This window comes from Agrobacterium tumefaciens (genome assembly GCF_009649785.1).
GTDB lineage: Bacteria > Pseudomonadota > Alphaproteobacteria > Rhizobiales > Rhizobiaceae > Agrobacterium > Agrobacterium tumefaciens.
In genome coordinates this window covers 1-23739 of record NZ_WJOK01000036.1, presented here as the reverse complement: position 1 = coordinate 23739, position 23739 = coordinate 1, and the positions used below count along the sequence as shown (strand labels likewise).

Sequence of the window (23739 nt, the reverse complement as noted above, 5' to 3'; positions counted from 1 at the left end):
TCAGTCAAAATAAAGATTATCTGTCTTATACAAACGATAAGGTTTTCTTTGATGATGGACCTCGATCTGCGGCAGGTGCGCAGCTTCATGGATGTCGCCGAACTCGGCAGCTTTTCCGCCGCAGCCGATAAGGCGGGGCTGACGCAGCCGGCCATCAGCCTGCACATCCGGCTGCTGGAAAAGCAGCTCGGTGTGCGGCTGATCGAACGGGTCGGCAGGCGCGCGCAGCCGACGGCGGCGGGCCGGGACTTTCTCATCCATGCAAGACGGATTGCGGAAGAAGTGGCGCATGCCATCGATACCGTAGCCCCTCATCGCAGCGGCGTGACGGGACGCCTGCGCATCGGCACGGGCGCCACCGCCTGCATCTATCTTCTGCCGCCAGTGCTGGGCAAAATCCGCCAGGTGATGCCGGGGATAGACATCGTCGTGCAGACCGGCAATACCCACGATATACTGAGGCTTCTCGAAGCCAATACGATCGATGCGGCGGTGGTGGCCCTGCCGGCCAGCGGCCGCAGCCTCGATATCAGCGACATCCATCTCGATGAACTGGTTGCGGTTTTCCCGCTTGGCACCATCAGCGATGCAACAATCCTGAATGCCGAGACGCTTTCGACACAGCCATTGCTGCTTTACGAGGGCGGCAATACGCGCAAGCTCGTGGATCAATGGTTTTCGGCAAGCGGCCGCACCGTGCAACCCGCCATGGAACTGGGCAGCGTCGAGGCCATCAAGAAACTGGCCGGCGCGGGCCTTGGCCTTGCCATCGTGCCACGCATGGCGATGGAGCATGAAGGTGCTGCATCGGGGCTTGAATGGCGCTCGCTCGAGCCGCCGCTCGAACGGCGGATCGCCCTTGCCCTCAGACGCGACAAGCACATGACCGCGCCACTAAGGGCGCTCGCTGCTGCATTGCCAAACCTGCAGAAACGATGAAGCCCGCGTCGATTTCGGACGCGGGCTTCGATCTGTTGATGCTTGCGACTTTTTTCTTTCGCCATGCCGGATTGGATCCGGCATCCAGCCACGGCGCGTCTGCGCCGTGAGAAGAGTCGTGCGCGATCAGAGACTTGACCGCGCTGGACCCCGGAGCCAAAGGCAATCTCGTCCTCAGAACTCGGTCCAGTCATCACCCTTCACGGCCAGCGCGGCATTGCCACGCGAAGCAGTGACCGGGCGGGATCTGGACGGCTGGGAGACAGGTGCACGTGCGGGGCTTGCCTCTCGCATGTGCCTTGCCGTCTCGCGCAATGCGGAAGTCTGCTGACCGAGCTGGAATTGCGCCAACAAAGCCTGGAGGTTGGCACATTCCTGCGCAAGACCAGCACCGGCCGCATTCATTTCCTCAACCATCGCGGCGTTCTGCTGCGTAGCCTGATCCATGTGGTTGACGGCGGTGTTGACCTCGGAGAGACCGGCGGACTGTTCCTGCGCCGCGGTGGCGATGGCGTCCATATGCGTGTTGACGGACAGTACGAGCTGCTCGATCTCGGAAAGCCCGACGCCAGTATCGGCGACAAGCTTCACGCCTTCACCCACCGCAACGGCTGACGTGTTGATGAGCTGCTTGATTTCCTTGGCGGCCTTGGCGGAACGCTGGGCCAGTTCGCGCACTTCCTGTGCAACGACTGCAAAACCCTTGCCCGCATCGCCCGCCCGCGCCGCCTCGACGCCCGCATTCAGCGCCAGAAGGTTGGTCTGGAAGGCGATTTCGTCAATAACACCGATGATCTGGCCGATCTGGCGCGAGGAATGCTCGATGCGTTCCATGGCGGAAACGGCATCGCGCACCACCTTGCCGGAAAGATCGGCCTTTGCCCTTGCCTCACGCACCGTGTCACGCGCATCGCCTGCCCGCTTGGAGGTGGCCGAAACATTGGCGGTGATCTCTTCCAGCGCGGCAGCGGTCTCTTCCAGAGAGGCAGCCTGCTGCTCCGTGCGGCGGGAAAGATCGTCGGATGCCGACGAAACCTCGTGAGCGCCGCCATTTACCGTCTGCACGGACTGGCCGACACTTGTCAGCGCTTCGCGCAGTTGAACGACGGAGCTGTTGAAATCGTGCCGCAGCGCCTCGAATTGCGGTGCGAACGGCGTGGCGATCTCGCAGACCATATCGCCGGAAGCGAGACGGCGAAGACCGCCCGCCAGCGAACCCGTGGCCTGATTGAGCCGTTCTTCGGCCTCGGCCTCGGCGCGCTGCTGCAACTCGATACGGTCCCGCTCGGCCCGCTCGCGGTTGGCCAGGGCTTCGGATTCCAGCTGCCTGTTGCGGATTGCCGCCTCGCGGAAGATTTCCACCGCGCGGGCCATCTCGCCGATCTCGTCGCCGCGTTTTGCGCCGGCGACATCGATCGAAAGATTGCCGCCCGAAAGCTCCATCATCGCGTTGGTCAGGCGGCTGATCGGGCGGGTGACGCGGCCGACGATGACGGCAAGCGAGAGGATACAGAGCGCCAGTGTCGCGATGAAGACGACGAGATAGATCATCGCATCGATGAAGGCGTCCTGTTTGGCCTGTGCGGCATTTGCGTCCAGAACATCCATGGCGGCAGAAGCGATTTTCGCAATCGTGCCGAGGTTTTCGGTGACGGTGGTGCGCCAGCTGTCCATGGTGAAGGCAGGCGTGCGACCATTCATGAGATCGTCGATGAGCTTGGCGCGCTGCGTGCTGAAATCGCCCTTGAAGTAAGTCTTGTCCGCCGTGGCGTAGATATCCTTGAGCGATTGCGGCGTCGATTCATGCGTAACCAGATCGCCGGTCGCTTTCCAGGCGAAAGCCGCACCCGCATCGAATGCGCCGAGCTGCTGCATCTCCTGCGCCGTCAGTGGACGGTTCTGGGCAACGGCAGCGTTGAGAATGACGGTGGCGCTGCCGCCAAGGGCACGGGCAGACCAGCCGTAAGAGCGCAACTGGATCAAACCGGTCTGACCCTGATCGAGAGAGCGAACAGTGCCTTCAAGCGCCGTCGAGCCCGCCTCGAGCGAGGCGAGGAAATCGCCGCCGAGCGCCATTACCGTCTTGTCGAGCCCGCCTTCGCGCCGGTCGAGCGGCAGCGAAACGTTGGCGTCAACCTTCTTTCGCAATTCGACGAACTGCGCGTAGACATCTTTAACGCGCTTCAGCGGTGCCTGAAGCTGCGTGTCTTCAAGCGACGAAGACTGCGTGAGGAATGCCGTCATGGCAGCATCCACCTTCTGGCGTGCGGCCTGCACGCTGGCGACGCTGCCGGTCGATTTCGACGGATCGAGCGTCAGTGCCGTGGCGCTGTCGCCGCGTTCACTGCGGAAATTCAAAAGAGCGTTGAAAAGAAGCTTGTCGAGCGAGACGAGTTGCGCAACCTCTGAAAAGGTGCCGGCGCGATTGGCCGACCGCCACAACTCGTTTCCGACCAAACCGGCCAGCGCGAGGCTGATGGTAAGAAAAAATCCTACAAGTACATTACGAATGCTGAAAGACATCTGGCGGCCCTCGTTAGCCGGAAGGGAAGATGCTGCAAACTACGTGTGGTTTGTCTAAAATTGGATTAAATTCCCCTCAGTTTTCGCGGGAAAATACTGCACTGCAAAAACAAAAGGCCACGGCAAGCCGAACGCCTGCCATGGCCCTGATCGAAATACCTGTCAGCCTTGCCCACCAGACAGAAAATCACATTCGATTTTCGTCCGTAACGATGCGCAGATTAAAGAGAGTCAGAGCGTCCGGCAGGACGCACGGCGCTCTAGACGTCTGCGCCGAGACGTGCCCAATCCATGTAAAGATCGAGCGCCTTTCGGGCGACCGGACCTGCCTGCAATGCGCGGTCATCGAGTTTCACAACAGGGGAAACCTTGGAATAATTGCCCGAGCAGAAGATTTCATCCGCCCCGCGGAAATCCTCGACCGACAGGGTCGCTTCGCGCACTTCGAAACCGGCCTGGCGCAGAAGGCTCATCACCCGCGAACGGGTGATGCCGGCAAGGAAGGTGCGGTTCGGAACCGGGGTGAAGACGACGCCGTCCTTGACCATGAAGACGTTGGACGATGCCGATTCAGCGACATTGCCGTTCATGTCGCACATCAGGGCGTTGTCGAAACCGCGTGCACGGGCTTCCAGAATGGCGCGGCCGCTATTGGGGTAAAGGCTACCGGCCTTGGCATCCGTCATCGCGGTTTCCGGTGAAGGACGGCGCAGCGGCGAGACGGTGAGTGTCAGCGATGCGCCGGCATTCATCGGCGCTTCGAAAAGGCACAGCGCAAAACGGGTGGAATTGGCATCGGGCGCGACGACGCTGCCCGGCGAACCGTGTTCTGCCCAATACATCGGCTTGATGTAGATTTCGGTCTTGCCGTCGAATCTATTGACGCCTTCCAGCGCCAATGCCTCGATCTCTTCCGCCGTCATGGTCGGCTTCATGCCCATGTTGGTGGCCGAGCGGTTGACGCGCTGGCAATGCAGATCGAGATCGGGAGCCACGCCATCGAACCAGCGCGCGCCGTCAAACACCGTGGAGGCCAGCCACATGGCATGCGAGGTCGGGCCGATGAGCGGCGGATTGCCGGGCAGCCATTGACCATCAACATAGGTCCAGGTGGTTGATCGGGGTGCGGTATCGACGGTCATGACTGTCTCCTGTCTTGAGCATCTCCGCCTTTCTGCAAAAAGCGAAAGAGCTCTATCTTTTTCGTCCTGCCACATTGCCGCACGCAAAACCGCTTCGCACTTTCGGTGGCAATGCTCTGAAATCGGCGGGAGTGAATGCCTCTGACCGGGTGAGGTCAAGTTTTAATTGCCGCCATGTCTTATTTTGATGGAAAATAACAAATGCATGCCCTGACAAAGACGTTTTGTGAGGCGAAACAAAAGGTTGATGAATAGATCCATCACAATAATTCATGCATTGGATGATGGCGGGGGGATTTCGCCCATGCGATGCTGTCAGTCTGACGGCGCTTGCAACGCCCTTTACCATTCTTGTTCGCCGATCCGAATGCAACACGTCAGCAGGAGAAAATCATGGCATGGTCCGCCCAGCAATATCTGAAATTTGAAGACGAGCGGACACGCCCGGCAAGGGATCTTCTGGCGCAGGTGCCGCTGGAGCGCGTGCTGAACGGTTACGATCTGGGCTGCGGCCCGGGCAATTCCACCGAGCTTTTGACCGATCGTTACGGCGTCAACGTCATCACCGGCATCGACAGCGACGACGACATGCTGGAAAAGGCGGCGGACCGGCTGCCCAACACCCGTTTCGGCAAGGCCGATCTCGGCAACTGGCGGCCCAGCCAGAAGGCGGACCTGCTTTATGCCAATGCGGTGTTCCAATGGGTGCCGGATCATCTTGCCGTTCTTTCGCAGCTGATGGACCAGCTGGAAAGCGGCGGCGTGCTTGCCGTGCAGATGCCTGACAATCTGCAGGAGCCGACACATCGCGCCATGGAGGAAACGGGAGCAGACGGCCCCTGGAAGGACAAGTTTGCGGATGGCAGATTACGCCGCAAACCCCTGCCCGCGCCATCAGCCTATTTCGATGCGCTGACACCGAAATCCGCGCGGGTGGATGTGTGGCACACCATCTACAACCACCCCATGAAGGATGCGGAAAGCATTGTGGAATGGGTGAAGGGCACGGGTCTGCGCCCCTATCTTGCCGCCGCCGGCGAGGAACACCGCGAGGCCTTCCTCAACGACTATACCAGGCGCATCGCAGCCGCCTATCCGCCCATGGCAGACGGCCGGCTGCTGTTGCGTTTTCCGCGCCTGTTCGTGGTGGCGGTGAAGAAGTAGCGTAGTTTTCGCCTCCCCTCATTCCTGTGACCAGCACAGGGATGAGGAGAGCTTAGAGTACGACATGGCTACGGAACTATTTAGCCAATCGGCCTCAACGCATTATCTCTAACCCGCGAAGGCGTAGACCCTCAGACGATGGCCGTCGGGGTCGGCCGCAGTGAATGTGTAGCCGAAGTCCATCGTGCCGGGCTGCTGCAAAATGGCGATGCCCTTTGTCTTCCAGTCGGCGAAGGCTTCATCCACCTGCGCACCGCTTTCGACGCGGAAGGCAAGCTCGCCGCCACCGCCCGCGACCGATGCCTTCGGCTCCACCGTATGCCTCGACCAGAGGCCGAGCTTCATGCCGTTTTGAAGCACGAACAGGGAGAATGTCGGAGAGGCTTCGACCGGCTCTGCGCCGAGCAGGGCTTTATAAAATTCCGTGCTGGCCGGCGGGTTGTCGACGTAGAGAATGGTGAAATCGGGATGGGTCATGGCTGTTCTCCTTGAGTTGCGGATGAACAGGTTCTAGACCCCCGGTGCTGTCAGTTTTTGTCAGCATGATTTTGTTGCCGTCGCTTTTTTTCCCGCTCGCGCCAGTCCTTCAGCAGGGAATGGCGGCGGCGGGGATAACGCTTGTCCAGAGGATTGAAGCTCTCGATGCGGTCGGCCCGGAAACTGCGGAAATCCTGCCGCGTCTCGCACCATGCCAGCACCACCCGCACCAGATCGAAAAAAGCGAGCGCGAAGGGCCAGATCACCCGCTCCGTCAATTCTCCCTTCTCGTCGCGATAGGTCATCACGACCTTACTCTCCTTGCGAATAATATCGCGAATGGCGGCGAGATCGACGTGGATGGTGGCCATGGCCTGCCCGGGGCCGACAAGCAGGGTGGAATTATCGAGCTCCTCACGCAGGGCATCGGGCAAAACGGCGGCGATCTTGACGAGTGCGGCGCGGGCGGCCTGCGCCAAGCCCTCATCGGCACGGCCCGCGACCCATCGCGACCCGAGCACAAGCGCCTCGATCTCCTGCTGCGAAAACATCAGCGGCGGCAGCAAAAAACCGGGACGCAGCACGTAACCCACACCCGCCTCGCCCTCGATGTCAGCACCCTGCGCCTGAAGCGTTGCTATATCGCGGTAAAGCGTGCGCAGGCTGACGCCGGTTTGCGCGGCCAGCGCCGTACCGCTGACCGGCATGCGGTGGGCGCGCAGGATCTGCAACAGATCAAGAAGCCGTTGTGAGCGCGACACGCGTGGTTCCTCCACATTCCGATCATGCCATCTACGACGTTTCACCATCGACTGGTAGCCTCGCGCACAGTGCCTCGCAATGGCGAGACGCTTGAAACCAATGGCGCGGACACCAGTTAATAAAAGACCGCTTCCCCATCCGGCATTCCTTGCCGGCCATGTTTGCAATAAACAGGAGAGACATGCATGTATGACGTCAACGCGAATGGCGCGAACATTCCCGCCCTCGGTTTCGGCACCTTCCGCATTCCGGAAGAGGATATCAGGCGCATTTTGCCGGAGGCGCTGAAACTCGGTTTCCGCCATGTCGATACGGCGCAGATCTACAAGAATGAAGGTGCGGTTGGCGAAGTGATCGCGAAGTCCGGCATTTCCCGGCACGATATTTTCCTGACCACCAAGGTCTGGGTGGACCGCTACCGCCACGCTGATTTTCTCGCCTCCGTCGATGAAAGCCTGCAAAAGCTGAAGACGGATTATGTCGATCTCCTGCTGCTGCACTGGCCGAAAAGCGATGTGCCGCTGGCGGAAAGGATCGGCGCGCTGAACGACGTGCGCAAGGCCGGAAAGGTGCGCAATATCGGCATTTCCAACTTCAACGTGGCGCTGACGGAAGAGGCGGTCAAACTCTCCGACACGCCGCTTGCCACCAACCAGATCGAATACCATCCCTATCTGGACCAGACGAAGGTGATTGCGGCCGCGCGCAAACACGGGCTTTCGGTCACTGCCTATTATCTGATGGCGGATGGCAAGGTGCCTGATGATTCGGTTCTGAAGGATATTGGTGCGAGGCACGGCAAGACGGCCGCACAGGTGGCGCTGCGCTGGGCGGTGCAGCAGCCGGATGTCGTGGCGCTTTCCAAGACCGCAACCGAAAGCCGCCTCAAGGAGAATTTCGACATTTTCGATTTTGCGCTCTCGGAAGAGGAAATGCAGGCGATCCACGCGCTTGCCAAACCCGATGGCCGCATCGTCAACCCCGGTCACCTCGCGCCCGACTGGGACGATTGACTGCGTTGAACCCCGTCCGGTCTCACCGCTGCGTCAACGCCAGTTTCGCCCCGAGCGCCACAAACGCGGCGGCGAAACTGCGTCTCAGCCAGGTGAGCACGGCCGGGCGTGCCACAACCTGCCGCCTGACCGAGGCGGCAAAACAGCCGTAGAGCGCAAAGACCAGAAACGTCATGGCCATGAAGATCAGCCCGAGATCGACCATGCGCCACCTCGGAGAAACCTCCTCCGGCGCGATGAATTGCGGCAGGAAAGCAAAAAAGAAGATCGACAGTTTCGGGTTCAGGAGATTGATGAGGATAGCCTCACCGATGACCCGCCCTGCCTTGCGGTGCTCCTGCTTGTCGTCGATCTTCAGCGCCCCATCTTCCCGAAGCGTGTTCCACGCCATGTAGAGCAGGTAGGCGACACCCAGATATTTGATCACGCCGAAGGCAAGGGCGCTCGCGTGCAGAATGGCGGCAAGTCCGGTGATGGCGGCCAGCAGATGCGGCACGATGCCGAGCGTGCAGCCGAAAGCCGCGACGACGCTCGCCTTCGACCCTTGGGACAGGCCGGCGGCCAGCGTGTAAACCACACCCGTTCCGGGAGAAGCGGCAATGATCAGGGATGTGACGAGGAATTCGGGCGTCATGGATTCTGCAAGTCCCGTTGAATGGAGAACAGGAGCGTGACTGTGTCCGACGCGGGGGTCTTGGATGAAATTGCAGCGTTGAGGCTTGGAGGCTCGCGTCTGTAGCCCTATTACCCCAACCTGCCCTACGAAACGGCTGCCCTATACGCCGCAGGCGTCACCCCGAACTGCCGTACGAAAAACCTGTTCAAATGGCTCTGGTCGGAGAAACCGGCGAAAAACGCCACATCTGCGGGTGGAGCACCCTTGGCCAGCGCACCCCGTGCCAGATGCAGGCGTCGCTGCAAAAGGTAGCTGTGCGGCGTCAGCCCCGTGGTCTTGCTGAAGGATCGCAGGAAGCGGAACTGGCTCATGCCGGCCTCCTGGGCCAGATCGGCAAGACGGAACGGCCGGGCAGGATCGTCGTCGATCCTGCTTTTCGCGCGTCTTATGCTATCGGGCGCTGCCGTCTCGCGTGGTGTTGCCACCGTTTCCATTGCACCCACGAGCAGCATAAGCAGGGTCTCGTCGCAGCGAAGGGTGTCACCCGGGCGATCAGTTGCCGTCACGGCTGAAAAAAGCGCGCGGAACCGGTCTGCCAGAGGCCTGATGTCGACCGGATAGGCGAATTCGAAAAAGCCGTGATCCTTTTCGATGATATCGGCAATGGCGGCCTGCACGATATCGATGTCGAGATAGATCATCCGCCAGGCGCGCCCGCCCTCTCCCAGCGGAATGCCGTCATGAACCTCACCCGGATTGACGGTGATGACATGGCCGGCTTCAGCCTCCACCATGCCGCGCCCGCTCAGCGATTTCTGCGCGCCGCGCTCCACAAGGCCGATGCCGAACTGGTCGTGCATGTGACGTGGAAAAGAGCGGTCGCTATCCGCAACCACGGCAGCAATACCGGGCATGGCGGTTTTCGGCATCAGGAATTGACGGCTGCCCATGAAAAGCTGGCGCTCCCTTTAAAGAGCGCCACGCTATCACAGGCGATGCGTGCGAGACAGGGCCGGGCCTTTACGGATGCATGCCGTTGACCATCGAAAACACCTGATCGAAATTGCCGTTCTGCGCGGCGAAACGCAGCGGCTTGCAGCGTTCCACAACCACTTCCTTCTCATCCGGGCGACCGCCGAGAATGTCCATCACTTCCGAAATGAAGGCCTCGAGCGGCATGGCTCTTTCGTCGCTTGCCTGGCCTTCCCCCATCAGCGTCGTCTGCACATAGGGCGGCACGATTTCGATGACCTCAACCGAGGTTTCTTTCAGTTGTTCGCGAAGTGCGACCGAGTAGGCATGGATGGCCGATTTGGTGGCGCTGTAGGTTGGGGTGACCACCATGGGCACGAAGGCCAAGCCGGAGGATACCGTGAGCACTGTCGCTTCAGGCTGCTTGAGGAAATGCGGCAGCAGCGCCGCCGTCAGGCGAATGGGCGCCAGAAGGTTGGTGGCGATGGTTTCCTCCGCCGTATCCAGATAGTCCGGGGCCGAGGAGATGTCCTCCGGCCGCATGATGCCGGCATTGTTGATGACGGCGTTGAGCGTCGGATGTGTCTTGATGAGATTGTCGGCGAAAGAGCGGATGCCTTCGGCGTCGGTCGCGTCCATGACCATCGCGGCCATGCCGGGATTGGCGGCCGTTACCTCATCCAGCACATTCTGGCGGCGGCCGGAAATGACGACCTTGTTGCCCAGCCGGTGAAACGCTTCCGCCAGCGCCCGGCCGATGCCGGAGCCGCCACCGGTGATGAGAATGGTGTTGCCTGTCGTTTTCATCGAAAAATCCTTTGCCTGTTGGATGACGGGAAATTAGCGGCTATACTCTCCATTCGTAAGTAGGCACCCAAAAGAATTATACTTACCCAAAGGAGAGTGTGAGATGAAACGGTATGCCGCCGATCCCATGATCGAGAACAGGCGCAAGTCTCCGCCGCCCACGGAAACCGATCCGGTCATCGAGGCGCTGGTTGAGGATATCATCGCGAAAGTGGCAGACAAATGGACGATGCTGATCCTTGAGGTGCTGGAAGAGCATGGCACGCTTCGCTTTACGCAGATCGGCAGGCTGGTCGGCACCATCAGCCAGAAGATGCTGACGAAAACGCTGAGGCAGATGGAAAGCGACGGACTGGTGCGCCGCACCGTGCACCCCGTCATTCCACCGCATGTGGATTATGGCCTCACGTCTCTCGGAGAGACCCTTGGCAGCGCCTTTTGCGGCGTGTGGATATGGGCGGAAACCCACCATGCGGAAATAGAAGAGGCGCGGCGCCGGTTCAATGAACAGCCGCCGCGCCCCGCTATTGAATAAAATGTCGCCTTACGCGAACTGGCTGAGGCCCGGAACCGAAGCGATCACCTGATCGACAGTCTCATCGCCCGCGTGCTGGCGAGCAACGGCGATGGTTTCCTTGGCGAGCGTGGTGATTTCGCTCATGCCGATGCCCTGGCTCATCAGTTGCTGGCCGAGACCCATGATGCCGCCGCCGCCGATCGCGCTCATCAATCCGCCCAGCAGACCGCCGCCAGCAGCGCCCTCGCCATTATACTGTGCCACGAGATCGCTGGCACCCGGAATGGCTTCGATCATGCGGGCGATCGGACCATCTGCCGCCTCGCGCTGGAGAAAACCCAGAATCATGCCAACAGCCTTTTCGGCCAGCGCAGGGTCTATGCCCGCCTTTGCGGCGATCTGGTCAACGACTTCGTTCATTCTTGCCTCCTGTTGAAAAACGACGCCAACACCGAATAACTGACGTTAACGTCAACGTAAAACAATCTCATGCCGCATTCAAGCGGGCGGCGGGCGGGTGCGACAACTTTCATGAAGCGGTTTTTCTTCATCGCCATCAAGCAGTTGTTGCGCCTTGAAACTGTCCTTATAAGATCATCACAACCATACTATGAAAAGGCCGCTTTGGCAGTAGCGGCCAGAGGGTGCCGTAAAAGTTCAATTCGGACATGACCATCTTCAAATCGATCGCGATTTAAGGGGCATGCATCAGTCGCAGGAGAAAATGGTCGATGTTGCAGGACGGACAGATCTATATCGGGACCAGCCGCAATCCGGACGACAGCCTGAACAAGGGTGAATATCTGGAGCTGAAATTCGGCAACCGCCACGGCCTGATCACCGGCGCAACGGGCACGGGCAAGACCGTGACCCTGCAGGTTCTTGCCGAAGGTTTCTCGCAAGCCGGCGTTCCCGTTTTCTGCGCCGATATCAAGGGCGACCTTTCCGGCATCGCCGCCCAGGGCGAAACCAAGGACTGGGTGCAGAAACGTGCCGAACAGATCGGTTTCACGGATTTTTCCTATGGCAAATCGCCGGTGATCTTCTGGGATCTCTACGGTGAAAAAGGCCATCGCGTGCGCGCCACCATTGCCGAAATGGGCCCGCTGCTGCTGGCGCGACTGATGGATGCTTCGGAAGCCCAGGAAGGCGTGCTCAACATCGCCTTCAAGATCGCCGATCAGGGCGGGTTGCCGCTGCTCGATCTCAAAGACCTGCAATCGCTGCTCAACTACATGGGCGAGAATGCTAGTGCGCTGTCCAGCCAGTTCGGCCTGATTTCCAAGACCTCTGTCGGTTCGCTGCAACGCGGGCTGCTGGTTCTCGAACAGCAGGGTGCCGCAAACTTCTTCGGCGAGCCGGCGCTGAATATTGCCGACATCATGCGCGTCGGCACGGACGGGCGTGGCACGGTTTCGGTTCTCGCCGCCGACAAGCTGATGATGAACCCGCGCCTTTACGCCACCTTCCTGTTGTGGATGCTCTCCGAACTCTTCGAGGAACTGCCGGAAGTGGGCGACCCGGAAAAGCCGCGTCTAGTGTTCTTTTTCGATGAGGCGCATCTGCTGTTTAACGACGCGCCAAGGGTGCTCGTCGAGCGCGTGGAGCAGGTGGTGCGGCTTATCCGCTCCAAGGGTGTGGGCGTCTACTTCGTGACGCAGAACCCGCTGGACGTGCCGGAAACCGTTCTTGCCCAGCTGGGCAACCGCGTGCAGCATGCGCTTCGCGCCTATACGCCGCGCGAGCAGAAGGCTGTGCGCACCGCAGCCGATACGTTCCGCCAGAACCCCGCCTTCAACACAGCCGACATCATCACCACGCTCGGTACGGGCGAGGCTCTGATTTCGACCCTGCATGACAAGGGCGCGCCCTCCATCGTCGAGCGCACCCTTGTGCGGCCGCCCTCGGGCCGCGTCGGGCCGCTCACCGACGCCGAGCGCAAATTGCTGATGGATACCGGCCCGCTTGCCGGTCAATACGACAGGGACGTGGACCGGGAATCGGCCTTTGAAATCCTCAACGCACGCGCCCAGAAGGCTGCGGAAGCCGAAGCCGCCAAGCGCGCGGAAGAGGAAAATGCCTCCAGCCAGTCCGACAGTGCCTCGGGACGCTGGCGCCTGCCCGGTTTCGGCGACGAGGAACCCACAAAGGCCTCCACCACCGGCGCCCGCAAGACGAGCGGTTATCAGCGCGAAACCGTGATCGAGGCGGCAATGAAAAGCGCCGCCCGCTCGGTTGCCACATCCGTGGGCCGCGCCATCGTGCGCGGGATACTGGGAAGCCTGAAGCGTTAAAACAGATAAACCGCCCGGCCTTGATCAGCCGGGCGGTTTTTATCCTGTTAGCGTGACGGTTGGTTCACGGCTCGCGATAGAAAATCATGCCGCCGTGGTAGAGCACATCGTCGATGAACTCGCCATCGGCGGTAAAGCCGGTATCATCCCAATAGTCGATATGGTTGCCCCTCACCTCGTAACGCCCCTGATAGGCGCTTTTGCGTTGGCCGCGCGCCTCGTCGTAGCGGCCATCAGGCAAAAGCTCCTGACGGATATGGCCGTCGCCGGTGACCCACATGCCGATATAGGGGTGGCTTTCGGTCTGGGCCATCTTGTCCATATTCCCTTTCACGGCACGATCCTCCTGATGGTGGCCGGTATCGGCGGCGGCCGTTGCGAGTACAAGGGCAAGCGATGTCGAAACAATCTTCATTGGCCCGATCCTCCCTATACGGCGGTCGGGCGGACGACGATTTCATTGACGTCCACATCGTCGGGTTGTTCGATGGCATAGCGGACTGCGCGGCCAATGGCGTCAGGCTTCAATGCTATGGCCCGGTAGCTTTGCATCAACTCCGCGGCGGCCGGATCGGTGATGGTGTGGGCAAGTTCGCTTTCCACCACGCCGGGGTGAATGCAGGTAACCCGCAGGTCGCGGTTTTCCTGTCGCAGCCCGTCGGAAATCGCCCGCACCGCAAATTTCGTCGCGCAATAAACGGCAGCCGTGGGCGAAACGGCCAGTGCACCGATGGAAGCGATGTTGACGATGTGGCCGGAAGCACGCGCGGTCATCTCAGGCAGAACGGCGGCGACGCCATAAAGTACGCCCTTGATGTTGACGTCGATCATGCGGTCCCATTCATCGACCTTGAGGGACGACATCAACGATAGCGGCATGATGCCGGCATTGTTGACGATGACGTCGATCCGTCCGAACGCCTTGCGTCCCGCCTCGGCAAAATCCTCGACACTCTGCCTTTCCGTGACGTTAAGGGGATGCACGACAACCTCAGCGCCCGTTTGGCGCAGTTCGTCGGCCAAAGCCTGCAAACGGTCCATGCGGCGCGCACCCAGAACCAGTTTCGCGCCTGCAGCGGCAAGTTCTCTGGCGATACCCTCACCTATCCCGCTCGATGCACCTGTTATGAGAATAACTTTGTTCAATGTCATGGCTTTCTCCTTGGCTTTACGGCCCGCTTTTTCGAGAGGAGACCGTTGCAGGAAAGATAAAGCTTTGCCATTGTCGTGATAATTACCTCAATGATAACCTCCATGGATAGATTTACTAACCAATGAATGTTGATCTCAACGCGCTTTCCACCTTCTGCATGGTTGCCAAGGAACGCAATTTTCGGGCTACGGCGGACAGGCTCGGCGTAACACGGTCAGCTGTCAGCCAGACCATCCGCAGGCTTGAAGAAACGATGGGGATAGCGCTCGTTCAGCGCACAACGCGCAGCGTTAGCCTGACGGAAGCGGGGCAACAGCTTTACGCCGATGTTTCGCCATCCATCGGCAACCTCATGCAAGCGACACAGGCCGCCTCTTCCCTGAGTGGAATGCCTCGGGGGCAATTGCGGCTTGCCGTTTCCTCGATAGCGGAGCGCTTCTTGTCCGGGCCATTGCTGGCGCGCTTTGCTGAAATCCATCCGGAAGTGCAACTCGATATTGTCGTGACGGATGAGGAATTCGATATCGTCGCCGAACACTACGATGCCGGCGTGCGTCTGGGGGAGCTGATCGCGCAGGATATGATTGCCGTTCCGGTTTCCGGGCCGCAGCGGCAGCTCGCCGTCTGTTCGCCGCAATATCGAGATCGCGTCACCTTACCGACGCAGCCGCGCGAACTGATCCATCACAAATGTATCGGCTGGCGGCCTCGTCCGGACGTGGCGCCATATCGGTGGGAATTTGCCGAAAACGGCCGGGAATTCGCGGTCGCCGTCCAGCCGGACTTCACCACCAACGACATGCAGTTGATGATAAAGCTGGCCTGTGCCGGCGCCGGCATCACATTCGGCATGGAAGAGACCTTCCGTCCCTACCTGGAGAGCGGCCAGCTTGTTTCCATGCTGGAGGACCATTCTCCGACTTTTGCGGGTTTTTATCTCTATTATCCGAATCGACGTCATCTTGCGCCGAAGCTCCGCGCCTTTATCGATCACGTTCGGCTACCGAGAAACCGGTAATCTGCCGGAGTAACCTCCGGCAGATCGGTATGTCAGCCCAGAAGGGTTACTTCTTCTGCGACAGCAGCGAGAAGAATGCGCCCTGCGGGTCCTGGCAATTGACGATCCAGCTCTCGCCGGGAACCTCCATCGGGCCGTTGACGACCTTGCCGCCACCGGTGCTGACCCGGGTGATGGCGTCATCGATGCCGTCGACGTTGAAATAATAACCCCAATAACAGGTGGGCGCACCCGCCATACATTTCATCATGCCGCCGACGACCTTGCCGTTATGGGCGAAGATGCGATACGGGCCCATTTCTGCGCCCATGTCAAAATCATGGTCCTTGGTCCAGCCGAAGACCTCACCGTAAAAGGCTATGGCGTCGTCGACATTGTTGGTGGCAAGTTCGTACCAGCCGACGTGACCCGGCAGGTTCTGCGTCTCCTGCGGAAAACCGCCGGTTTCCATCGGCAGCGGCGTCATGATGCACAGAACCGCACCGGAAGGATCAGCCACCACGGCGAAACGACCGATCTCCGGGATATCCTGCGGCGGGCGCCTGACCGAACCGCCCTTTTCCGCGAAAAGTTTTGCCGTGGCGTCCACATCGTCAACGCCGACATAACCGGTCCAGTTGGGAGGAATGCCCTGGCTCTTGTGTTCTTCGGTCAGTTCCATGATGCCGCCCATGCCTTTACCATCGGCCTCCAGCACCAGATAGGGCATTTCCGGCGAACCGAAATCCTTGGTCTGCCAGCCGGCGACATGACCATAGAAGCGGGCACCCTGCTCCATGTCAGGCGTCATCAGTTCAACCCATATGAATTTTCCGTGTGTATCGGACATTGAATCTCTCCGGGGTTATGGCGTCATTTTTCTGGCGATCGGCCGCCGCAGGACGCGGCAGCGCATTATTCGGCGCGATCGGGCAAATTCCGGCGGGGCGTCACGCCTTGCGCTGGAACTCCGATGTCATGAAGGTCTTGAAACTGCCATCCGGCTGCCGGACGCTGCCGGAAAAGCTGCGGTTATTGTCGTCGTGCAGCACCAGCACGTCGCGATAGGTATCGATGCGGCCGGAACCGTCAAAGGCCGGTCCTTCCGCTTCGAGTGTCAGGGTCTTGCCGTCGTCTTCCAGCCAGCCCTTGTAGACCCAGAGATTGGTCATCATCGACCCCACCCAGGTGCCGACGAAATGGCCCTTGGCAGGGTCGAAACCCACGGTGATGACAGCCGTCATCTCCGTCCCGTCAGGCATCTTGCCGGTGCCGTGCCCGATGATCCACAGCCCCCCGATGGAGCTGACGGTTTCGGTGAACCGCTGGGCGGGATCATCGGGATCGTATCCCTCATGCCCGGAACTGGCGGTCATGACCCAGTCGCCGACGATCCTGCCCAGGAACGCGTGTTCCTTCTGCGGCTTGGCATTTTCCATTGTCGTCTCCTCCTCCTCGTCCTATTTCAGTGGCAGCAAGACGCGGCCTTGGGCTCGTCCTCGTACTGGTCGTGCCGGCGCACCCAATCCATTACACCGTCTTCATTACGGCCTTTTGGCACCAGATCGAGCAGCATCAGTGTACCGAGCGTCTCTTCCATGCCGCGGGCATAGGCGGAATAGCTATGGTAAATCCTGCCGTCCTCGCCCTTGGCGAAAATGCTGACGCCGTGCAGGTCCTTCAGGTCGCCCATCGGCTCGATCTCACGGTAATTGTAGGTGATCGCCCCGCTCTCGATATCCTCATCACGGAAGGAGGCCTGATAATCATAGTTGAAGTCGCTGCCGTTGGCCGAGACCCAAGGGAATTTCCAGCCCATGCGTTTTTTATAGGCCTCGATCTTTTCGAGCGGTGCGCGCGAGACCGCAACGAAACCCGCATCGCCGTGCTTCAGGTGAACCATCGCACCATCGACATGGTCGGCGAAAAAGGAACAGCCGGTGCAGCCCTCCTCCCAGTCGGGTGCCAGCATGAAGTGGTATACGATGAGCTGGCTGCAATTGCCGAAGAGTTCCTTCAGCGATTTCGGGCCTGAAGGCGCGTCGAAAATATAATCTTTCGTCACCTCTTCCCATGGCAATGCGCGGCGCGCCTCGTTCAGCCTGTCGCGCGCGCGGGTCAATTCCTTTTCCTTCACCAGCAGATCGCGGCGGGCCGCAAGCCACTCCTCATTAGAAACGACGGGATGAGACATGATCTTTCCTCCTTGGATCCGTCTTTCACCATGGCACGCTCCGCCTCCATGGTGGGCGCCGCCTGTGTCTGCATTGACAGCCAGGAAAACCGTCAGCAAGGCTACAGGTTCCGCTTGACTAATTACGTTGATATCAACATATATAGTCCATGTCAAACACCAGTGTGATTCCTTTTTCGGCAACTCTTTTAGTGCGGGACTCCTGTCTTTGCCTGCATGCGCAACGTGCGGCGCGGGCGCTGGCGCGGCTGTTCGATAACGCATTGAAGCCCGTGGGCATCAACAACGGCCAATTTTCCCTGCTGATGTCGCTCAACCGGCCGGAGCCGCCGCCGATGGGGCCGGTCGCCAATCTTCTGGCGATGGACCGCACGACGCTGACGGCAGCGCTGAAGCCACTGGAGCGGCGTGGGCTGGTCAGTATCGAGCAAGACCCAAAGGACAAGCGCGGCAAGCGGCTGCGGCTGACGGTGGAAGGCATGGCCGTACTCACCGCCGCCTTCCCCATCTGGCAACAGACCCACGCCGAAATCGAGGCCCGCATCGGCAGCGGCGACCCCGACCGGCTGCGCCGCGACCTCATTGATCTCGGCTGACGGGAAAAGCGGCATATTGCCACTTTTACCCGTGAAAATGTCATCTACCCGTCGCGCCGGACGGCGAAACTAACGAGGAAGACGCAACAAGGGAGGAAACCATGCGTGTTATCGTTTTCGTAAAGGCCACCCGCAGCAGCGAGGATGGCATAATGCCGACCACCGAACTGATGGAAGCCATGGGCAAGTTCAACGAGGAACTGGTCAATGCCGGCATCATGCTTTCCGGTGATGGCCTCCACCCCTCCTCCAAAGGCAAGAGAGTTGTTTTCGATGGTGACAGCCGCAGCGTGATCGACGGCCCCTTCCCGCACACCAACGAGCTGGTTGCCGGCTTCTGGCTCTGGAAGGTGAAGGACATGGATGAGGCCGTGGAGTGGGTAAAGCGTTGCCCCAACCCGATGCTGGAGCGCAGCGAGATCGAAATCCGCCCGATGTTCGAAATGGAGGATTTCGGCGACGCGGTGACACCTGAAATCGCCGAACATGTGGAAAAACTGCGCGAGCGCGTGGCAAAACAGTAAGGGCGCCGCGCTTGAGGGCTGGAGAATGCGGGTCGCCGTATTCTCCGGCACCACCCGCCTCTTCAAAAGCCATTGCCTCGAACCCCTGCCGCTGTTAATTGTTGGACGGTTGAACACGTATCAAGAAAGGAGGCTTCGCATGGATATTTCCTGCTTCTGGCGCAACCGCCAGATCTGCCACCTTTTTGCCCTGCAGACGCGTTTGCAGGGCTGACCGGAACACCAAAACTCTGGTTTGCCCGAAAGGCCGCGCAGAATGCAGCTTGTCTGCCGTTGCGCATGTTTTCACGACGGATCACCTCGAACCGATATCCCGTACTGCATTGTCGCAGACCACGGTTCGTCACAGATCCGTTTTGCCAGAGACAATTTCATGACCCTTATCACGCTTCGAAACCTCGGAATCATTCTGGGAAAGCCGCTTTTCTCCAATCTTGGCCTCACCGTGAATGCCGGAGACCGCATCGGCATCGTCGCTGCGAATGGCCACGGCAAATCCACCCTGCTGAATTGCCTTGCCGGTGAACTGGACGCTACCAGCGGTGATATCACCCGGTTGCGGGGGCTGACGCAGTCCATCGTCCACCAGCACCTGCCCTCCCCACTTCTGGAAAAGACGATGCGGGACGCCGTGCTTTCCGCCCTGCCGGTGGATGAGATCGACAATGAGAGCTGGCGCGCCGACATTATTTTTGATGCCATGCTGGTGCCGGAACCCTATCGTCATCGCCATTTGAAAGAGCTGAGCGGTGGCTGGCAGCGACTTGCCATGCTGGCGCGGGCGTGGATCACCGAGCCTGACGTTCTCCTGCTCGATGAGCCGACCAACCATCTCGACCTCGAAAAAATCAACGTGCTGGAAAGCTGGCTCGGTCAATTGCCGCGCGACACGGCGGTCGTCATCGTCAGCCATGACCGCGCCTTTCTCGACAATGTCACGAAGACCACGCTGTTCCTGCGGCCGGAAAATTCGGCGCTGTTCCGGCTGCCTTACGGCCATGCGCGTGCGGCACTCGAAGAGGAGGATGCCGCCGATGAGCGGCGTTTCCAGCGCGACATGAAAACCGCGCAGCAATTGCGCCGGCAGGCCGCCAAGCTCAACAATATCGGCATCAATTCGGGCAGCGATCTTCTGACTGTCAAGACCAAGCAATTGCGCCAGCGTGCCGAGAAACTGGAGGAGAATGCGCGCCCAGCACATAGCGAGCGCTCCGCCGGCAAGATCCAGCTCGCCAATCGCGGTACCCATGCCAAGGTTCTGGTCACTCTGGAGGATGTGCCGGTCTCGACGCCGGACGGGACATTGCTGTTTCGCACCGGCCAGCAATTTGTCCACCAAGGCGACCGCATCGTCATTCTCGGCCGCAACGGCGTCGGCAAGACGCGGCTGATCTCGCTTCTGAAAGCGGCGGTGATGGATGAAGGCCAAATACAGGACGGCATAAAGACCACGCCTTCGCTGGTGGCCGGATATGTCGATCAGTCGCTTGCCGAAATCGACGACGACAGCACGCCATTTGCGCTCATGACGCGCCGATTCGACATTGGCGACCAGCGCATACACGGCCTGCTTGCGGGTGCCGGTATCGACATGGAAATGCAGAAACGTCGCATCGCAACGCTTTCCGGCGGCCAGAAGGCGCGGCTCGCCATGCTGGCGCTGCGGTTGGCGGAACCGAATTTCTACCTGCTGGACGAGCCCACCAACCATCTTGATATAGATGGGCAGGAAGCGCTTGAGGCGGAAATCATCAACCGTTCGGCCAGTTGCGTCTTCGTCTCGCATGACAGGAGTTTCGTGCGGGCGGTCGGAACACGTTTCTGGCTGATCGACAAGCGCAGGCTGGTGGAAGTCGACGATCCCGAAGCGTTTTTCGCGTCGGCATGAGGCCCGTCAAACGGGCTGAGAGTAAAAACAAGCGAAACGCCCGTCAGCCCAACAGGCTGGCGAGGCGTGGATCACCGGAAAAATCCGCGACCGCAAACCCTGTTCTGCGCATCGGAAATTCGCACAGTGCCTGCACCCCGGTCTTCGACAGGCGGATGCGCCAGCTCATCCGTTCCACCGGCATTTTTTCGGCAAAGGCTTTCGGCGACAGCACCGCGATATTGAGGCCACCTGCGGGATCGCGCACCGAGCGGTAGAGGATCGCCTCGATCTTCGCCAGACGCGCCTGCTCGGCCAACGCCTGGCATGGCTCGTAATTCTGCAGGTCGGTCCACAGCGCCTCGTCCCGGTTCAATTCCGGTTGCGTCAGGTCCAGCGCCGCATCGGTGGCGATACGGGCGGCAAAGGCGGAATAGTCGGCGGGATTGGCAGGCAGCGGTGTGCCGGGAGATTCCGCATAAAACAGCAGTCGGTAGAATGCCATTTCGGCAAGCGCGGTTTCCACCTTGGCTGCGGCGTAATAAACGCCTTCGGTAAAGCCAGCCCGGCGGAAACGCGAGCCATGTGGATAGGCCGCACCATACCGGAAGGGCGTGGCAAGAAGATAATCGAGCCCGGCGCATTCCGGCGGAAATGGCCGCTTGCTCGCCTCCAGAATATCTTCCAGCAGCGATTGCTCCTCCACCGTATCAACCAGCTTCATGGTGGAAACCTGATGCTGCGCTTCCACCAGCCGCCAGTATTTTCCCGATGCGGCGCGCTTTTCAGACAGGAGCGCGTCGGGCGTCCAGATAGGAGAGGACATCGATCAATCCGGTAATGGTGGTGAGCCTCTCGGCAGGCACGGCGTTGAGCGCCGTATTGTGATTGCGCAGCCAGTTTTTGGCTACCGCCTCGTCGCCGCCGGCGATTGCATCCAGCGAACGGAAAACCCGGATCAGCAGCACCGCAAGCTCGAAAGACTTGGCGCCCGGCTCCAGCAGGAAATCGAGCCGCTTCATGCGCGACACCGTCGGGGCGGAAACACCGAGAATATCCGCGGTGCGGGCCGCGTTAAGGCCCAGCCGCTCGGCAGCGGTCATAACGGCCTTGGTGACGACCCTGCCCTGCGAAGCAGGATCCATGGCGGTCTTGGCGTGAATATTCATGGCATATATCCTTTCCCTAGAAAGAATATAGCACTTTTCTTTCCATAAACAAGAAGGCCGGGGATTAACCCGGCCTTGCTGCTGGAACTTGCTGGATCAGGCCACAGAGACCGGCACTTCCGTAGAGGTGCGCATGGCGTGGCTGTAAGGGCACACGATGTGGGCGGCGGCTACCAGTTCTTCTGCCTTTTCGCGCTCAAGACCGGGAATGTTGACCTTCAGCGACACTTCGATGCCGAAGCCGGTGCCGTCTTCGCGCGGACCGATGCCAACGGTTGCCGTCACAGTCGTGTCTTCAGGAATCTTTACCTTCTGCTTGCCGGCGACAGCCTTCAAGGCGCCGAGGAAGCAGGCGGAATAACCGGCTGCGAAAAGCTGCTCCGGATTGGTGCCGCGGGCGCCATCGCCGCCGAGTTCCTTCGGAACGGTCAGCGTTACGTCGAGCACGCCGTCTTCCGACTTGGCGTTGCCGGCGCGGCCACCGGTGGCGGATGCTTTGGTCGTGTAGAGAATAGGCATGGCATTTACTCCCGTTGGGTTGGTGTTGGGTTTCTTATAATGCGCAATTCAATTGTGCGCAATATAATTTTGCACATTGAATAAAAAATTGTTTTTTGCGATAATTTCACGAAATTTCGCCGCGCATCCATGTGGCAGGAACCGAAAGGCAGGGCTGATTGTTCCCTTCCCGGTTGATTTTTGGAGCAGAACAATGGGCGCACAGAGCGACGACACCAATTTGGAAAGCCTGCTGAGGCTGGACCAGCAGATATGCTTTGCCCTTTACGGCGCGGCGCACGCTTTCACCCGCGCCTATAAGCCGCTGCTGGACCCGATCGGCCTGACCTATCCGCAATATCTGGTCATGATGGCCCTGTGGGAAAAGGAAACCTCCACCGTGAAGGCACTCGGTGAAATGCTGGGCCTCGATTCGGGCACGCTTTCGCCGTTGCTGAAAAGGCTGGAACATGCCGGGCTGATCACCCGCAAACGCGGAACTGTTGACGAGCGGCAGGTGCTGGTGGCCGTAACGCCCAAGGGCGCCGATCTCAAAAAGGAGGGCGTGAAGATCATGGCGGCAATCGGCGACGCCACGGGCTGCGGGCTGGAGGAACTGGTGCAGCTGCGCGACCAGGTGAATGCGCTTAAAGATGGGCTTGCGAGGAGTTAACCCCTGAAAAACCAGGGGTCATAAAGCATCTGTTAACCACTTCCCGATAAAGTTGCATTTATATTTTATGCAGCTAAAATGACTTATGGCTGTGTTCCAGCCCCAGAAGCCGATGAAGGCATTTTGCGGCAGATTTCAAAAGGCATGGCGATGGCTTTTATCTCTGCAAATTCAACGGCGCTGACCATTCTCAATCAAACTTTTTCAGTGACAAAAATATCGGACAAAGATGCCGCAAGCTCGATACTCGCGATGGTATCCGGAGGCCAGCAAAGAACTTCGCAGGCCATTGAGACGATTTCGACGCTCGCTTCGCAGGCTACCAAAGCAAAGCTGGAAACCGTCGCAAAAAAAGAAACCGTCTCCGCCGCCATTCCGCAGGCGACGATGAGCGCCATGAACGCCGCCGCCACGAATATGATGTCGTCCTATTACGTCAATCCGATTGAGCGCACCGCGGAAAATGCGGAGTTCATCGTAACGAACCTGATCATCCAAGCATCAAGAGCCAGTCCACGCTATGATCCCGAAATCATAGTACCGCCGCGTGAAGAATATAATGCTCAGTATGCTGAATGGGGTGCAAAACGCATCGCGAATGGCGAAGATGAAACTGTTGTTAAAAAGCAGGTCGAGCATTTCACCAGTGATCGCGCCTATGAGGCTCGCGTCGAATTGGCAGCACTCAGAAAAGCAAACAATGGCTATTACTGCGCAGTATCACGCCAAGATATGTATTATAGCGAAAGAGCTTTGAAGGAATTTTTCGGTTCCGCTATGGCTCTTAAACTTGGAGAAAACGGCCAAGTATCCGTGACACCAGGCGTTATATACTATGATAA

At 59.4% G+C, this 23739-nt stretch carries 28 protein-coding genes; 12 read left to right on the top strand and 16 right to left on the bottom strand.

The annotated features are described in order from the left end of the window. Positions 1-51: 51 nt before the first annotated feature. The gene (locus GH784_RS25335; protein ID WP_065702667.1) at positions 52-939 is read left to right on the top strand and encodes a LysR family transcriptional regulator; all 888 of its coding nucleotides are present in this window, start codon (positions 52-54) and stop codon (positions 937-939) included. Between the two features lie 174 nt (positions 940-1113). Here GH784_RS25335 and GH784_RS25330 read toward each other — a convergent pair whose 3' ends face one another. Continuing rightward, positions 1114-3462 (bottom strand): methyl-accepting chemotaxis protein, encoded by a 2349-nt coding sequence (locus tag GH784_RS25330; protein WP_003511949.1) that lies wholly within the window; start codon positions 3460-3462, stop codon positions 1114-1116. Between the two features lie 260 nt (positions 3463-3722). Continuing rightward, complete coding sequence (locus tag GH784_RS25325) at positions 3723-4604, bottom strand: branched-chain amino acid aminotransferase (RefSeq protein WP_065702669.1); 882 nt, start codon at positions 4602-4604, stop codon at positions 3723-3725. A 393-nt stretch (positions 4605-4997) separates the two neighbouring features. On the opposite strand from GH784_RS25325, the gene tam reads away from it, so the two are divergent. Continuing rightward, on the top strand, positions 4998-5768 hold the full coding sequence (gene tam / locus GH784_RS25320; protein ID WP_003511945.1) for a trans-aconitate 2-methyltransferase: 771 nt from the start codon (positions 4998-5000) through the stop codon (positions 5766-5768). A gap of 108 nt (positions 5769-5876) precedes the next feature. Here the strand turns inward: tam and GH784_RS25315 are convergent, their stop codons facing one another. After that, complete coding sequence (locus GH784_RS25315; RefSeq protein WP_013635672.1) at positions 5877-6245, bottom strand: VOC family protein; 369 nt, start codon at positions 6243-6245, stop codon at positions 5877-5879. 50 nt (positions 6246-6295) lie between these two features. After that, complete coding sequence (locus GH784_RS25310) at positions 6296-7006, bottom strand: helix-turn-helix transcriptional regulator (RefSeq protein WP_065702671.1); 711 nt, start codon at positions 7004-7006, stop codon at positions 6296-6298. 186 nt (positions 7007-7192) lie between these two features. Here GH784_RS25310 and GH784_RS25305 point away from each other — a divergent pair, with 186 nt between their 5' ends. Further along, positions 7193-8020, top strand: a complete 828-nt coding sequence (locus tag GH784_RS25305; RefSeq protein ID WP_013635670.1) for an aldo/keto reductase — start codon at positions 7193-7195, stop codon at positions 8018-8020. Positions 8021-8042: 22 nt separating this feature from the next. Here GH784_RS25305 and GH784_RS25300 read toward each other — a convergent pair whose 3' ends face one another. From GH784_RS25300 to GH784_RS25290, 3 genes are all read right to left on the bottom strand, one after another. After that, positions 8043-8654, bottom strand: coding sequence for a LysE family translocator (locus GH784_RS25300; RefSeq protein ID WP_065702672.1), 612 nt, complete (start codon positions 8652-8654; stop codon positions 8043-8045). Between the two features lie 125 nt (positions 8655-8779). Further along, positions 8780-9586: an AraC family transcriptional regulator gene (locus tag GH784_RS25295; RefSeq protein ID WP_065702674.1), complete on the bottom strand. Its 807-nt coding sequence runs from the start codon at positions 9584-9586 to the stop codon at positions 8780-8782. 70 nt (positions 9587-9656) lie between these two features. Then, positions 9657-10415, bottom strand: a complete 759-nt coding sequence (locus GH784_RS25290) for an SDR family oxidoreductase (protein ID WP_038490216.1) — start codon at positions 10413-10415, stop codon at positions 9657-9659. 103 nt (positions 10416-10518) lie between these two features. Here GH784_RS25290 and GH784_RS25285 point away from each other — a divergent pair, with 103 nt between their 5' ends. Further along, positions 10519-10950, top strand: a complete 432-nt coding sequence (locus tag GH784_RS25285; RefSeq protein ID WP_013635666.1) for a winged helix-turn-helix transcriptional regulator — start codon at positions 10519-10521, stop codon at positions 10948-10950. 9 nt (positions 10951-10959) lie between these two features. Here the strand turns inward: GH784_RS25285 and GH784_RS25280 are convergent, their stop codons facing one another. Then, entirely contained in the window at positions 10960-11352 is a 393-nt protein-coding gene (locus GH784_RS25280; RefSeq protein ID WP_065702676.1) for a hypothetical protein, read from the bottom strand. A gap of 311 nt (positions 11353-11663) precedes the next feature. Between GH784_RS25280 and GH784_RS25270 the strand changes: the two genes are divergently transcribed. Next, the gene (locus GH784_RS25270; RefSeq protein WP_013635664.1) at positions 11664-13226 is read left to right on the top strand and encodes a helicase HerA-like C-terminal domain-containing protein; all 1563 of its coding nucleotides are present in this window, start codon (positions 11664-11666) and stop codon (positions 13224-13226) included. 64 nt (positions 13227-13290) lie between these two features. On the opposite strand, the gene GH784_RS25265 is transcribed toward GH784_RS25270, so the two are convergent. Further along, positions 13291-13641 carry an Atu4866 domain-containing protein gene (locus tag GH784_RS25265; RefSeq protein WP_013635663.1) on the bottom strand — a complete coding sequence of 117 codons (351 nt, stop codon included), beginning with the start codon at positions 13639-13641 and terminating at the stop codon, positions 13291-13293. A gap of 14 nt (positions 13642-13655) precedes the next feature. Further along, positions 13656-14378 carry an SDR family oxidoreductase gene (locus GH784_RS25260; RefSeq protein WP_065702678.1) on the bottom strand — a complete coding sequence of 241 codons (723 nt, stop codon included), beginning with the start codon at positions 14376-14378 and terminating at the stop codon, positions 13656-13658. A gap of 122 nt (positions 14379-14500) precedes the next feature. Here GH784_RS25260 and GH784_RS25255 point away from each other — a divergent pair, with 122 nt between their 5' ends. Next, entirely contained in the window at positions 14501-15397 is an 897-nt protein-coding gene (locus GH784_RS25255) for a LysR family transcriptional regulator (protein WP_065702680.1), read from the top strand. A gap of 46 nt (positions 15398-15443) precedes the next feature. Here GH784_RS25255 and GH784_RS25250 read toward each other — a convergent pair whose 3' ends face one another. The 3 genes from GH784_RS25250 to GH784_RS25240 form a co-directional block, all read right to left on the bottom strand. Beyond that, complete coding sequence (locus GH784_RS25250) at positions 15444-16226, bottom strand: VOC family protein (RefSeq protein ID WP_065702682.1); 783 nt, start codon at positions 16224-16226, stop codon at positions 15444-15446. A 100-nt stretch (positions 16227-16326) separates the two neighbouring features. Next, positions 16327-16815: a DUF1579 domain-containing protein gene (locus GH784_RS25245; protein ID WP_003511919.1), complete on the bottom strand. Its 489-nt coding sequence runs from the start codon at positions 16813-16815 to the stop codon at positions 16327-16329. A gap of 26 nt (positions 16816-16841) precedes the next feature. Next, positions 16842-17570 (bottom strand): DUF899 domain-containing protein, encoded by a 729-nt coding sequence (locus GH784_RS25240; protein ID WP_025592728.1) that lies wholly within the window; start codon positions 17568-17570, stop codon positions 16842-16844. A gap of 149 nt (positions 17571-17719) precedes the next feature. Between GH784_RS25240 and GH784_RS25235 the strand changes: the two genes are divergently transcribed. The 4 genes from GH784_RS25235 to GH784_RS25220 all read left to right on the top strand — a co-directional run bounded on the left by GH784_RS25235 (position 17720) and on the right by GH784_RS25220 (position 20578). Beyond that, positions 17720-18166 carry a MarR family winged helix-turn-helix transcriptional regulator gene (locus GH784_RS25235; protein ID WP_019564141.1) on the top strand — a complete coding sequence of 149 codons (447 nt, stop codon included), beginning with the start codon at positions 17720-17722 and terminating at the stop codon, positions 18164-18166. 101 nt (positions 18167-18267) lie between these two features. Further along, complete coding sequence (locus tag GH784_RS25230; RefSeq protein WP_038490203.1) at positions 18268-18690, top strand: YciI family protein; 423 nt, start codon at positions 18268-18270, stop codon at positions 18688-18690. Positions 18691-18715: 25 nt separating this feature from the next. After that, positions 18716-18904, top strand: a complete 189-nt coding sequence (locus GH784_RS25225) for a hypothetical protein (protein WP_111796189.1) — start codon at positions 18716-18718, stop codon at positions 18902-18904. Positions 18905-19063: 159 nt separating this feature from the next. Next, positions 19064-20578, top strand: coding sequence for an ABC-F family ATP-binding cassette domain-containing protein (locus GH784_RS25220; protein ID WP_065702686.1), 1515 nt, complete (start codon positions 19064-19066; stop codon positions 20576-20578). 43 nt (positions 20579-20621) lie between these two features. On the opposite strand, the gene GH784_RS25215 is transcribed toward GH784_RS25220, so the two are convergent. The 3 genes from GH784_RS25215 to GH784_RS25205 all read right to left on the bottom strand — a co-directional run bounded on the left by GH784_RS25215 (position 20622) and on the right by GH784_RS25205 (position 22245). Then, positions 20622-21383 (bottom strand): RES family NAD+ phosphorylase, encoded by a 762-nt coding sequence (locus GH784_RS25215; RefSeq protein WP_026330607.1) that lies wholly within the window; start codon positions 21381-21383, stop codon positions 20622-20624. Then, on the bottom strand, positions 21343-21726 hold the full coding sequence (locus GH784_RS25210) for an MbcA/ParS/Xre antitoxin family protein (protein ID WP_003511907.1): 384 nt from the start codon (positions 21724-21726) through the stop codon (positions 21343-21345). The genes GH784_RS25215 and GH784_RS25210 overlap by 41 nt, the downstream gene beginning before the upstream one ends. A gap of 96 nt (positions 21727-21822) precedes the next feature. Continuing rightward, the gene (locus GH784_RS25205; RefSeq protein WP_003511906.1) at positions 21823-22245 is read right to left on the bottom strand and encodes an organic hydroperoxide resistance protein; all 423 of its coding nucleotides are present in this window, start codon (positions 22243-22245) and stop codon (positions 21823-21825) included. A 193-nt stretch (positions 22246-22438) separates the two neighbouring features. Between GH784_RS25205 and GH784_RS25200 the strand changes: the two genes are divergently transcribed. Together GH784_RS25200 and GH784_RS25195 are read left to right on the top strand one after the other, a co-directional pair. Beyond that, the gene (locus GH784_RS25200) at positions 22439-22897 is read left to right on the top strand and encodes a MarR family winged helix-turn-helix transcriptional regulator (RefSeq protein WP_065702690.1); all 459 of its coding nucleotides are present in this window, start codon (positions 22439-22441) and stop codon (positions 22895-22897) included. Between the two features lie 78 nt (positions 22898-22975). Beyond that, on the top strand, positions 22976-23739 hold a 764-nt coding region (locus GH784_RS25195), incomplete at its 3' end, for a hypothetical protein (RefSeq protein WP_153793933.1).

Excerpts from the sequence above, each read along its gene's own strand:
- GH784_RS25315 (WP_013635672.1), bottom strand. The coding sequence starts at position 6,245 with ATGACCCATCCCGATTTCACCATTCTCTACGTCGACAACCCGCCGGCC.
- GH784_RS25270 (WP_013635664.1), top strand. The coding sequence starts at position 11,664 with ATGTTGCAGGACGGACAGATCTATATCGGGACCAGCCGCAATCCGGAC.
- GH784_RS25265 (WP_013635663.1), bottom strand. The coding sequence starts at position 13,641 with ATGAAGATTGTTTCGACATCGCTTGCCCTTGTACTCGCAACGGCCGCC.
- GH784_RS25250 (WP_065702682.1), bottom strand. The coding sequence starts at position 16,226 with ATGTCCGATACACACGGAAAATTCATATGGGTTGAACTGATGACGCCT.
- GH784_RS25280 (WP_065702676.1), bottom strand. The coding sequence starts at position 11,352 with ATGAACGAAGTCGTTGACCAGATCGCCGCAAAGGCGGGCATAGACCCT.
- GH784_RS25330 (WP_003511949.1), bottom strand. The coding sequence starts at position 3,462 with ATGTCTTTCAGCATTCGTAATGTACTTGTAGGATTTTTTCTTACCATC.
- GH784_RS25235 (WP_019564141.1), top strand. The coding sequence starts at position 17,720 with ATGTCAAACACCAGTGTGATTCCTTTTTCGGCAACTCTTTTAGTGCGG.
- GH784_RS25215 (WP_026330607.1), bottom strand. The coding sequence starts at position 21,383 with ATGTCCTCTCCTATCTGGACGCCCGACGCGCTCCTGTCTGAAAAGCGC.
- GH784_RS25205 (WP_003511906.1), bottom strand. The coding sequence starts at position 22,245 with ATGCCTATTCTCTACACGACCAAAGCATCCGCCACCGGTGGCCGCGCC.
- GH784_RS25300 (WP_065702672.1), bottom strand. The coding sequence starts at position 8,654 with ATGACGCCCGAATTCCTCGTCACATCCCTGATCATTGCCGCTTCTCCC.
- GH784_RS25285 (WP_013635666.1), top strand. The coding sequence starts at position 10,519 with ATGAAACGGTATGCCGCCGATCCCATGATCGAGAACAGGCGCAAGTCT.
- GH784_RS25305 (WP_013635670.1), top strand. The coding sequence starts at position 7,193 with ATGTATGACGTCAACGCGAATGGCGCGAACATTCCCGCCCTCGGTTTC.
- GH784_RS25255 (WP_065702680.1), top strand. The coding sequence starts at position 14,501 with ATGAATGTTGATCTCAACGCGCTTTCCACCTTCTGCATGGTTGCCAAG.
- GH784_RS25200 (WP_065702690.1), top strand. The coding sequence starts at position 22,439 with ATGGGCGCACAGAGCGACGACACCAATTTGGAAAGCCTGCTGAGGCTG.
- GH784_RS25260 (WP_065702678.1), bottom strand. The coding sequence starts at position 14,378 with ATGACATTGAACAAAGTTATTCTCATAACAGGTGCATCGAGCGGGATA.
- GH784_RS25295 (WP_065702674.1), bottom strand. The coding sequence starts at position 9,586 with ATGGGCAGCCGTCAATTCCTGATGCCGAAAACCGCCATGCCCGGTATT.
- GH784_RS25240 (WP_025592728.1), bottom strand. The coding sequence starts at position 17,570 with ATGTCTCATCCCGTCGTTTCTAATGAGGAGTGGCTTGCGGCCCGCCGC.
- GH784_RS25290 (WP_038490216.1), bottom strand. The coding sequence starts at position 10,415 with ATGAAAACGACAGGCAACACCATTCTCATCACCGGTGGCGGCTCCGGC.
- GH784_RS25325 (WP_065702669.1), bottom strand. The coding sequence starts at position 4,604 with ATGACCGTCGATACCGCACCCCGATCAACCACCTGGACCTATGTTGAT.
- GH784_RS25225 (WP_111796189.1), top strand. The coding sequence starts at position 18,716 with ATGCGGGTCGCCGTATTCTCCGGCACCACCCGCCTCTTCAAAAGCCAT.
- GH784_RS25230 (WP_038490203.1), top strand. The coding sequence starts at position 18,268 with ATGCGTGTTATCGTTTTCGTAAAGGCCACCCGCAGCAGCGAGGATGGC.
- GH784_RS25210 (WP_003511907.1), bottom strand. The coding sequence starts at position 21,726 with ATGAATATTCACGCCAAGACCGCCATGGATCCTGCTTCGCAGGGCAGG.
- tam (WP_003511945.1), top strand. The coding sequence starts at position 4,998 with ATGGCATGGTCCGCCCAGCAATATCTGAAATTTGAAGACGAGCGGACA.
- GH784_RS25220 (WP_065702686.1), top strand. The coding sequence starts at position 19,064 with ATGACCCTTATCACGCTTCGAAACCTCGGAATCATTCTGGGAAAGCCG.
- GH784_RS25335 (WP_065702667.1), top strand. The coding sequence starts at position 52 with ATGATGGACCTCGATCTGCGGCAGGTGCGCAGCTTCATGGATGTCGCC.
- GH784_RS25245 (WP_003511919.1), bottom strand. The coding sequence starts at position 16,815 with ATGGAAAATGCCAAGCCGCAGAAGGAACACGCGTTCCTGGGCAGGATC.